Annotated in this window: 4 protein-coding genes; all 4 read right to left on the reverse strand. The window is 37.9% G+C overall.

Annotated features, from left to right (window positions below; genetic code table 11):
- Positions 1–7,831 (reverse strand): non-ribosomal peptide synthetase (locus ABIB30_RS26970; RefSeq protein ID WP_354306117.1); only part of this gene is annotated, 7,831 nt, incomplete at its 3' end.
- A gap of 9 nt (positions 7,832–7,840) precedes the next feature.
- The gene (locus ABIB30_RS26975) at positions 7,841–8,833 is read right to left on the reverse strand and encodes a TauD/TfdA family dioxygenase (RefSeq protein WP_354306118.1); all 993 of its coding nucleotides are present in this window, start codon (positions 8,831–8,833) and stop codon (positions 7,841–7,843) included.
- 4 nt (positions 8,834–8,837) lie between these two features.
- Entirely contained in the window at positions 8,838–10,445 is a 1,608-nt protein-coding gene (locus ABIB30_RS26980; RefSeq protein WP_354306119.1) for a condensation domain-containing protein, read from the reverse strand.
- A gap of 131 nt (positions 10,446–10,576) precedes the next feature.
- A partial coding sequence (locus tag ABIB30_RS26985; RefSeq protein ID WP_354306120.1) for an SDR family NAD(P)-dependent oxidoreductase occupies positions 10,577–11,748 on the reverse strand: 1,172 nt, incomplete at its 5' end.

Genomic DNA, 11,748 nt, shown 5'->3' on the forward strand with positions numbered 1-11,748 from the left:
TACAATAAGCCTCAAATTCAAAGCCTTCTGTAACAGTAACCACCTCCAGCGAATAACCAGATCCCAGTCCCAGGTTTTCCTGTTCCCAGCCTGATAAACCCTCACGGTAAACCATACGCAAGGCATCATGGTGGGATACCAGCTTTTCCAGAACAGCCCGTAAACCGCTTTCTGAAAGATCCTCTTTGCTCTCCAGTAAAACCGACTGGTTAAAATGGTGATGGCCTGTAGCAGTACCCTCCAGGAAATAACGCTGGATAGGACTTAATTCAACCCTTCCTGTAACCAGTCCCTGATCGGCAACGCGGCTCACCAGTTTCACCTGCCTGGCCAGGTCTTCCAGCACCGGATGCTGCATCACATCCCCAACGGTCAGTACATAACCTCTTGGCCGCAAACGCGAAACCACCTGGATTGATTTGATCGAATCACCGCCCAGTGCAAAAAAGTTGTCCTTCACCCCAATACCTTCTTTTTTCAGCACATCCGAGAATACAGCACAGAGTACCTGTTCAGCTGCGTTACGCGGAGCGATATATTCAATTCCCGTACCCAGTCCCAGTCCCGAAGGATCAGGAAGGGATTTACGGTCTGTTTTTCCATTAGAATTTAATGGGATATGATCTATCTGTACAAAATGCGCAGGTAACATATAGTCTGGAAGAATTGTACTCAGATGAGAACGTAAAGTGGTTACACTCAAAGTATATTTACTAACCACATAAGCCACGAGCTCTTTCTCTGCTCCACCACGAACGGTAACCACAACCCCATCGATCCCCGGATAACTTCGAAGCGACTCTTCAATCTCGCCAAGCTCAATACGATAACCACGAATCTTTACCTGATTATCTAAACGTCCACCATACTCCATTTCCCCATTTTCAAGTAATCGAACTTTATCACCCGAACGATACAAACGCCCTGATCCGCTAAAAGAAGTCTGGACAAAACGGGAGGTGGTTAAATCTGCAAGATTTAAATAACCCTGGCAAACTCCAGCTCCTCCAACATACAATTCACCCCAAACACCCACTGGTAATAAGTGCTCATTTTTATCCAGCACATAACAATTTAAGGTTGGTATAGCCTTACCAATATTACTGATCCCACTGTGGATCTCAGCTATTCCAATTTCCTTATAAGTCACATGCACGGTTGTTTCCGTTATACCATACATATTGACCAGAAGCGTATCAGGATAAATTTGTTTCCAGGATAATAGCCTGCCTGGACTTAAGGCCTCACCTCCAAAAATCACGTAGCGTAACGCCAATGTCAGGTCCGCACTTCCTGATAGCTCCTGTTGAAGATTATAAAAAGAGGATGGCGTCTGGTTTAACACCGTTACTTTTGATTCCGACAATAATTTCAAAAAGACTTGTGGATCTTTTGCAGTAGCAGCTCCAACAACAATCAGTTTACCGCCATATAGTAATGCGCCATACATCTCCCACACCGAAAAATCGAAACAGTAGGAATGGAACATCGTCCATACATCAGCAGCATTGAAATCAAATAAATACCGATCGGTCTTCAATAAGCTAACCACATTATAATGGGCGAGTAAAGCCCCTTTTGGATTCCCTGTGGTTCCAGAAGTATAAATCACATAAGCCAGGTCTTCAGGACTGTTCACTACTTCCAGATTCTCAGTACTGTAAGCCACCAATGAGTTCCGGAACTTTATAAGTTCTGCTTCATCAATCACCACTTTACAATCACTGTCGGTCAGCATATAATCGATACGTTCCTGCGGATATCCCGGATCAATAGGAACATAAGCTCCACCAGCTTTCAATATCCCCAATATCGCAATAACCATCCACTCACTCCGCTCCAGGCAGATCCCGATCAGTTCATTTGGCTTTACCTGATAGATAGAACGCAGATAATTTCCCAGCTGGTTGGCCAGGCTGTTCAAGGCTGCATAACTCAAATCCCGGTCTTCAAAAACCAGCGCCGTCGCATTTGCTGATATAACCACCTGTTGCTCAAACAAATTAACCAAAGTTTGATCCTTCGGATAAGACAACGCTGTATCATTGAAGCTTTCCAGCAGTTGGAATTGCTCTGCTGCACTTAAACAGTCAAGATCTTTAACTGCTACCGATGGATCTGTGACAACTCCTGAGATCAGCTGCATTAAATGTGATGTTACCCTTGAAATAGCTGAATCCTCATAAACATTTCCATTGTATTCAAAATGAACCTCAATTACAGCTCCAGGTAGGATAATTAGTGACAGATCATAACCTGTCTGCTCAAATATTTCTGATGATAACAAAGAAAGAGAATTATCCTCTTCTTCCAGCTCACGTGCAACTAATTCCTGTACCGGATAATTCTCAAAAACGAGTATATGATCAAATAAGGCTTGGCCATGAGAAGCAGCAGACTGTATAGTAGCCAGTTGTGTATAGTGATAATCTGAACTTTCAACTGCCGAATTTTGTACAGATTTTAACAATTCGCTGAAAGAGTTATCTTCTTCAATTTCAATCCGTACAGGAATAGTATTAATAAATAGTCCAATCATCCCTTCGATACCAGGGATCTCACCTGGCCTTCCGGAAACAACAGCACCAAATACAATATCATTTTTATAATTATAGCTACTGAGCAAAATTCCCCAAATAGTCTGTATAAAAGTATTTTCAGTAACGCTCAGTTTCTCACATAGTTTCTTCACTGCCAGTCGTAAATCTCCCTCCAGGCGCAAGCTATTATGCTGCCTGTTATAATCACCCTTTGCTGAGGTCTTTTTAGGAAGACCAGTCAACGGTTCATAACCAGACAGGTACTTTTGCCAGTAACCAATCGAAACCTCTTTATCCAGAGCCATTAACCATTTTACATAATCAGCATAAGGATGAACAACTGGTAATAAAGCATCTTTGCCTGATAATAGGCATTCATATAACTGGAAAAACTCTTTAATCAGGATACTTACACACCATCCATCCATCAGAATATGGTGGTGACTCCAGATAAATTCATAGGTATTATCTCCTAAAAACAGTACTGTTAAGCGCATCTGCGAACCAGAATGAAGATCAAATCCTTTTTCTCTATCTTTTAGTTTGTAATCTTCTACAGAAAAATACTTTTCTTTGGATGCATCAATATATACCAAGGAATTTACTGCTTTTGTTATAACCTGCAGTGGACGATCCGCAAGGTCCGGTACAAAATAAGTTCTTAATACCGCATGACGGGAAACAAGAGCTTCGTAGGCAGATGACAATTCAGAAAGATTCAACGCACCTTGTAAACGGTAACTCATCTGCTCAAAATAAGCGGAAGACGAGGGGTTACTTAACCAATGGTAATAAAGACCTTCCTGTAAAGGGCTTAAAGCGTATACGTCCGATAGCTTATAGTCACTATTTAATACATGAACCTGTGCTAAAGAAAGGTTGTTGTAAGTTAAATCTACAGGTGTCAATAGAGTTTGCTTGTGTACAGCCAGTACTTTGATCAGGCTTGTTAAATTTTGCGCATAAGATTTTAGTAAACGGGTAATCTTAGCTGCTGAATATTGCTGCTGACTATAGCTTATCGACATGCGTAAACAACCTTCTGCAACTATACCAGAAATATTTAATACTTCCCAGCGAGACATTTCACCCGAAACATCATTTCCATGAGCTTCGCCGCTGAAGCTAAATAGCTCTTCTCCATTCGCACCTTCCACGCCAGATCCGAAATCTCCAAGATAATTAAATGTAATTTCTGGATGTACTGCAGAAAATTCTTCTTCGCCAACTGCTGCAAGAATACCGTAACCAATTCCTTTATTAGGAATTCGGTGTAAGCTTTCTTTTACTGAAACCAAGCTAGAAATCAACTCTCCGGTCTCGCCAAGATCAAGCAATACGGGGTATATTGTAGTAAACCAGCCTACTGTACGGCTTACATCAATGTCAGTTCCTATATCTTCACGACCATGGCCTTCCAGATTAACCAACACTCTTTTCAGTCCAAAAATATCTTTCAATGCCAAACTAAGTCCTGTCAGTAAAATATCGTTAGTATCGGTCTGATACGCATGATAACAAGCAGTCATTAATTGTGTAGTTTCTTCCTGATCCAGCGTAAATGAAGCACTGGAAATATCTCTGACCAGATTACTACCGTCCTTATAATCACGCTCAAGCGAGGTTAAAGCTATCGAATTAATCTCATTCCAGTAAGCACGCTCCTTTTGCAGCGTTGCACTGCCTGCATATAAACCAAGCTGATGCTGCCAGTAAAGAAAAGAATCTGTCTTTTGGGGAAGTTCCAGTGCAAGACCCGAACTATATTGTCCGTACAAAGCAGATAGATCTTCAAATAAAATACGCCACGATATCCCATCGATCACCAGGTGATGGCAGACCAATAACAGACGGTCCCCTGATTCACCATGGAAAAGCACAGCTTTAAACAAAGGTCCGGATGACAGGTCAAAACCAGCTTGTACCTGGTTACAATATTCTTCAAATTTAAAACCTTCAGGAATAACAGTAACTATTTCCAGTGAATAGTTATGTTCCAGTCCGAGATTCTCCTGTTTCCAGCCTGATAATTCCTGCTGGTAAACCATACGCAGTGCATCGTGGTGTGCAACCAGCTTATCCAAAGCAGCTCGTAAACCGCTTTCTGAGATAGTAATTTTACTTTCTAATAAAACTGACTGGTTAAAATGATGAGGATTAACATTAGTACGGCTCAGAAAATAGTGCTGGATAGGACTTAAAACAACCGTCCCGGTCACTACTCCCTGATCTGTAATACGAGTTAATAATTTTAATTGTCTGGCCAGATCCTCTAGCACAGGATGCTGCATGACATCACGTACTGTAAGGGCATATCCCCGCTTCTTTATACGGGATACCATTTGAATAGATTTGATTGAATCCCCTCCCAAAGCAAAAAAATTATCTTTTACTCCTATGCTGTCTTTTTTCAACACTTCAGCAAAAATTGATACCAGGTGTTCCTCTAAGTCATTACGGGGAGCCAGATAATCAGCACCACCGCCAATTTCCAATCCTTCAGGATCCGGTAAAGCTTTTCTATCCAGTTTGCCATTAGTTGTTAATGGTAAAGCTTCCAGCCGGACAAATTTATTTGGTAACATATAAACCGGCAGATTTTCATAAACATATGCGCGTAAACCGGTAATATCTATTTTTTCTTTACTTACAATATAAGCGACTAATTCCTGTTCTCCTGCGGCTGTAAACCTTGCGATTACAGCTGCTGTTTCAATAGCTGGATGACGTTGCAGCGCAGTTTCAATTTCTCCGGGCTCAATACGATAACCATGGATTTTAATCTGATCATCCTTCCTTCCAAACAGTTCAATATTTCCATCGGCATCCCATCTTCCTATATCACCTGTTCTGTATATCTTTTCGGATGGATTAAGGGGATTGACGATAAATCTTTCTTTAGTTAATTCAGGATTATTTAAATAACCATCCGATACTCCATTTCCTCCTATACAAATTTCACCCGGCTGTCCTATAGGAGACATTAAGTTCTTGTCATCTAATAAATACACCCTGGTGTTTGCTATTGGTTTCCCAATTAAAATCCTGGAATCATCTTTCTCTATCCTTTTAATCAAGGAGCCAACAGTTGTTTCAGTTGGTCCATATTCATTATAAATTATAATGTTTTTGTTAATCTTCCATACGGCGTTTAGCTGCTCAGGCAGTAATTGTTCTCCTCCGCAGATCACAATACTCACATTTGTTTTTGATATATTCAGTCCGTTAAGCAGGGATAAGTGAGAAGGCGTTAATTTTAGTGTATCTACATCAGGGTCAGTAAAACTATCTTCAAGAAGAGATAATATATCATGATGCTGGCTATCCGGAATAATTATTTTCTTCCCTCTTGTGAGTGAGGTATACAAGCTGGTTACTGTCAGATCGAATGAAATTGAAGTTATAAATCCCCAGTTTCCAAAATCGTTTCCTTCAAAATAATACGCATTTGACCATTGTATATAATTTGCCAGATTAGCATGGGTTACCAAACAACCTTTTGGCTTACCTGTCGATCCTGAAGTATAAATAATATAGGCCAGATCTGATGCATCACGTTTTTCTAATAATGTATTATTATCGTTTCCATCTGGAAATTCATCATCTATACATAAGGCAGCAATTCCTGTTTCTTTAGAAATACGCTGCTGAGAATCTTTTTCACAGATTAAAAGTTTAGCACGGGAATCTGAAAGTATATAATTGATTCTTTGCTGAGGATATTCAGGATCAATAGGTACATAAGCAGCACCAGATTTGATTATTCCCAATATGGCAATGATCATCTGAGGAGATCTCTCCAGTATTATTCCGATTAAATCATTACATTTTATAGTATATGCGCTTTTAAGATAGCCGGCCAGTTGACCTGAACGTTCATCAAGCTCCTTATAAGTTATTGTATTACCTCCATGGACTATTGCTATATGATCAGGGTTCTTTGAGACCTGTGTTTCAAAAAGATCAAGCACTGTCAGATCAGGATTGAACTGCTGATCTGTAAAATTAGCAGCGGAAATTATTTGTTCTTCAAAATCACTTAATTGATTTAGTTTTCCGGTAAAAACATTTTCAAGCCGTTGTTTTAACTGAGCACTTAAAAGCTGTATTTCAACTGGGCTGATTCTACTCTGATCATAATATAAATCAAATGCAATTCTATCCCCATAATCAACACAGAAAAGCTTTACTAAAAATGTGCTGGTTACACTATAATAATCTGACCTTTGAAAATGAATGTTTTTATCATTTACAGGATCATATGTCTTAACTTCTATATATTCAAAGCAAAAGTCAAAAAAAGAAATTGCCGGGTTTTCCAGATAAAAATAGTCACTTAAAGAGATTACCTCATCAATTACCTGTTTAAGTGCGGTAACTGTTTTTTGTAAATCCCCGTTATCATTTCTGTTAAATTTAACAGGTAGTGTTTTGGTGACCAGGCCTAATGTATAATCCAGCTCATTATAATTTCTTTTGAACGGAGTATATCCTATCGTAATTTCTTCATCCGAAAAACCTGTCAGATAAGAACCGAATACCCCGAATAATAAGTCATTTATACCTGAATTCAATGAAACAGACAAACTATTAATTTCCTTATACTTATCTCCTCCCCAATTCAGTAATTCTACGCGCTGAGGAGAAAAAGAGCTTTCTTTCCTTTCTTTTAGAGGAAAGAGATCCGTCTTTGGAATATTATTATAATTCTTCCAGAATTCAATAGCTACTTCATCAGGTTCATTCGTAAGATCATTTTGCCACTGTGAAAAATTACTGTATATAATGATGTTATTTTCTTCCTGTTCAAGATTGAAATATTCATTATATAATTCTTTATAAAACAAGTCACAACTATAGCTATCCCCCCAGAGTGAATATAATCGCATTACAAAAAAGCTCTTGTCTGCGTATAATTTTCCCAAATAAAATCTTACGGGTTCATTTGAAAGGGGATTGTATGGAAAATCCAGATATTTATTTGATTCACTAATAACATCTGATATTGTCCCGCTCAGTAAAGCAGAAGAAAAGAAGTCAGTTTTTGAATCTTCAAATGAAATTTGAGAAGGAAATATAGAAGCTTGATTAAAAATACATTTTGAGGAAAGTACCTCATGCCTACTAATTATTGATTCTGTAGCTGCCAGAAGTTTAATTTCATCAAGCGGCCCATCAATTGAAATTATAAGTTGATTGTAGTAGTGGTTAATATTTTCATTATAAGAGTTCCATAGCTCTTTTTGATTAAGAGATAGTTCATATCCCTTTTGAATATCTAAAACGTTCATACTTATTGGTTAAAACATTGAAACAATTATTTCCCTATCCCCTTTATAAGGACTCCTGCCGTGGGCACTCATCATATTATCCAGGAACAAGACGTCACCTTTAATCCAGGGGAACATAACCGTTGCCTTGGCATAAGCCAACCTGATTTCTTCAATTTCTGCCTTCGTTATCTCACTTCCGTCTCCGTAATAAGTGTTAAAAGGCAAATCATCTTCGTTTTCAAAAGAGTTAAATGCATCATCACCTAGCGCGTACTTATTAAAAAAGAAAGCATGATTAAACCATATCTGCTCATTTGTATCAGGATGGTTATAAATTGCTTTATTGTTCCACGACAAAACCAGCCTGTTCTCCTCTTCCCATCTATAGTCCATGCCAGATTTCACGCATTCTTCTTCCACCACTTTTCTCTCTTTTGTCTGAAAGACTTCTTCCCATGGCAGACCAATTCCAGGCGAGATATTTCTTATATATTTAACACCTTTATTTAAAAAATTTTTCCTCGTAGATTCACTTAAATATTTAACAACTAACCTATTATCAGCAATAGGAGTTTCGCCAAGCTCTTCCGCAGGCTGGATACAGCAAAAAACGATATTTCTGCCCCAATTAAATGCGTATGAGTTTTCACTATGCATATTAATATGCTGATCCTGAGGATATGTTGTCGAATGATAAATATTTCTGGCTACTTCAAATCGTGGTGATGAGCGTTGTTTATATTCTAATGGGGCCACATCAAATACTTTAATGAAATTCTGGAATTTTTCCACAGTGTCAATTTTAAATCCTCTCATTAAAATGGCTCCATGCAATTTCAGTTTCTGATTAAATTCTTCGCGATTTTCACTAACCCATTCAGACAAGATCAAGCCGGGTGATTTCGCACTGACAACTAATGGATAACTTATTTCTTCAGATAGAAATGAAAAATTGACCCTTGAAGTACTGGTCACATTTTGAGCCTGCGTATTGATTAACTTCGACAACCTGTTTTGCATATTTTTAACCTCTGTTTTTAAGATTTGTTAAATTCTTCATTCGAACATTCTGCAAATGTTCTTTTTGTCTTTCTTTTTCATCTTCATTCATCATCTGGGCGATATCCAGAAGCTTTAATGATGGATTTTTAATTATAATTGTTAATATTTTCTCAAATTGATCAATTAAATTTTCTGCTTCCTTGTGACTCAAAATATCAGTATTATAATCTATAGCAACATTGATCTGTCCATCAGTATCACTAAATCCAAAAAGTAAGTCAAATTTACTAATGACATGCTGATCACCCTGATATCCAGTTATTTCTGGCAGTCCCACAGACCGCTTTGTCATATTTTTTTTCATAACTGTGTTATGCAATACAACCCAGACATCAAACAAAACATTTCTGCTGGTATCCCGCATTATGGATAAGGCCTCTATCAATTCATCAAATGGATAATGCTGAAATTCAAAAGCATTCATTGTCACTCTTTTTACAATTCCAAGTAATTTACTGAAGCTATCTTCTCTATTGAATTGCGTCCTTAATGCAAGAGTATTAGCATAAAAACCAATCTGATTTTCTAAATCTATATTTTCCCTTCCAGCGATTGGACTACCAACAATAATGTCTTCGTCTCCTGTATTTTTATAAAGTAAAGTATAAACTATTGCTAATAGTCCCATAAATAAGCTACTACTTTGCTGCTGTAAGACTATCTTTAATTCCTTGCTTAAATCAGAATTTATCTCTCTTGTAATTGTTTTGCCGCTATACGTTCGTATTTTCGGCCGGATTTTACTCTTAGCCAGTTCCATTACTGGTAATTTTCCTTCAAACTGTTTTAACCAATATTTTTTTTGAACACTTAAGATTTCATTATTTAAACTGGATTGCTGCCATACTGCATAATCCTTATACTGAATGCGTAAGGGTGGTAGTAACGCCTGTCTGCCTTGATTGTGGGACTCGTATAATGACAATAGCTCACTGGTTAGAATATTCAAAGACCATCCGTCACTTATGATATGATGCATGATATATACCAGCACACACTTCTTGTCGTCAGTGTTAAAAAGATTTACCCTTATAAGAGGACCAGCAGCCAGATCAAAAGGCTTAGTTAGCTCATTATGAATACACTTCTGAAGATCTTCTTCCGTTACTGTCTTTTGGTAACTGATACTGAATTGCAGTTTTTCCGGACTATATATATACTGCCTGACTAATTCATTTTCATCTTCCCGGAATACTGTACGTAAACTTTCATGACGATTAATTAGTGTGTTGAAAGCATATTCTAATGAGATGATATTCAAATTCCCTTCAAAAAAGTAAATACCTGGCATGTTGTAAGCAATACTGGCACTTTCATCCTGACTGAGCACCCATAGTCTGCGTTGAGAAGATGAAAGCGGATAATTATCACTAACGGTTGCTTTATCAATCTCAAAATCAAGCTTATGGTTTAAGCTACCAAGGTATTCTACTAAGGCATTTTTATTCTCTTTTATCTTTGCAATCAGTGCTTCAGGGATTGTTTTGCCGCTAAAACCGACTTTTAAATCATTATTATTTAATGATATCGTAATATTATTATCCTTTAACTCCTTTAATAAATACTCCATCAACTCATAGATTTCATTGTTATTACTTGGTTAAACTACTAATAAAATATGTATTATCCACAGAGAAAAACAATTAATTTAATATTTTTATTAAAATAAAATGCAGTCGATATCCCGATGCATAATCAACCTTAAATTATTATCTCATGTTCAGTTTTCACTTCTGTATTAATCCATATATTTTCATCAATTTTTGCAGCGATTCCTTCAACGTTAACTTTCAAAAAGAAGTCCTTCAATGTGATATTAACATTAAATTCTTTTTTTATTCTTTTCAATAACATCATTCCCTTTAATGAATCACCACCTAATTCAAAAAAATTATCAATAAGACCAATATTTTCTATTCCAAGAAAATCCCCAAAAAGCAATGCTAATTTTTGCTCCGTTGGTGTTCCAGGTTCAACATATGAAGTGGAAAGATGTGGTCTTTTAATTTTAATAAAATCGTCCTCCTCTAACTGATGGTTAACTCCTTTGTAAACTCGTGGATAATAAACTTCAGTTATTCTCTTATTCAAATCAGATTTATGTTCGAATATAATCTGGCTACCTGAAGACAGTAAACTCCAATTAAATAAACTCGCTATTTCTACAGGATTCAAATTATCTTTCTCATTTTTTATATCCTGTTCAGTAAAAGCCATACCTGCAAGCCCTACAGCTTTCCACCCTGGCAATTCTTTCGACCTGGCTGCAACAAAATGATCCATATATGAATTGGCAGCAGCATAAGATGCAAACCCCAAACCACCCAGAACAGTTGACAAACTTGAAGTTAACCATACAAAATCAAGATCTCTGTCTTTGAATACCCGGTAAAGATTCTCTATACCTGCCACCTTGGGAGAAAACATCGCCATGGCCTTCTCTATCGTAATATCTTCGATCAGCTCAAAATACTGATGGTCAATATTGCCTGCTGCATGAATGACACCATCTATCACTCCAACCGATTGCTCAGCAGCTTTCACCATAGCACTAAAGGATTTCTCCTCACTCACATCCACACTGAAATAACTCACCTCACTACTCATCGCCTTCAAACGCTTATACCTCTCCATCCAGTCCTCTCCAGACCCTTCGCTCCCATCGGCTATCAGTTCCCTGCGCCCGGTTAAAATCAATTTGGCGTGATAATGTTCAATCAGGTAAGCGGCAAGTACAAAACCTACCTGACCAAGCCCGCCGGTAATCAGGTAAACACCACCTTCTTTGACTGCACTTTTACCCCGTTCCAGTTCTTCCCGGTTCTGCTGGTAATCCTGTACCCAGCGCTGACCATGACGGTGTGCCACAATAC

The organism is Pedobacter sp. UYP1 (genome assembly GCF_040547305.1).
Lineage (GTDB): Bacteria > Bacteroidota > Bacteroidia > Sphingobacteriales > Sphingobacteriaceae > Pedobacter.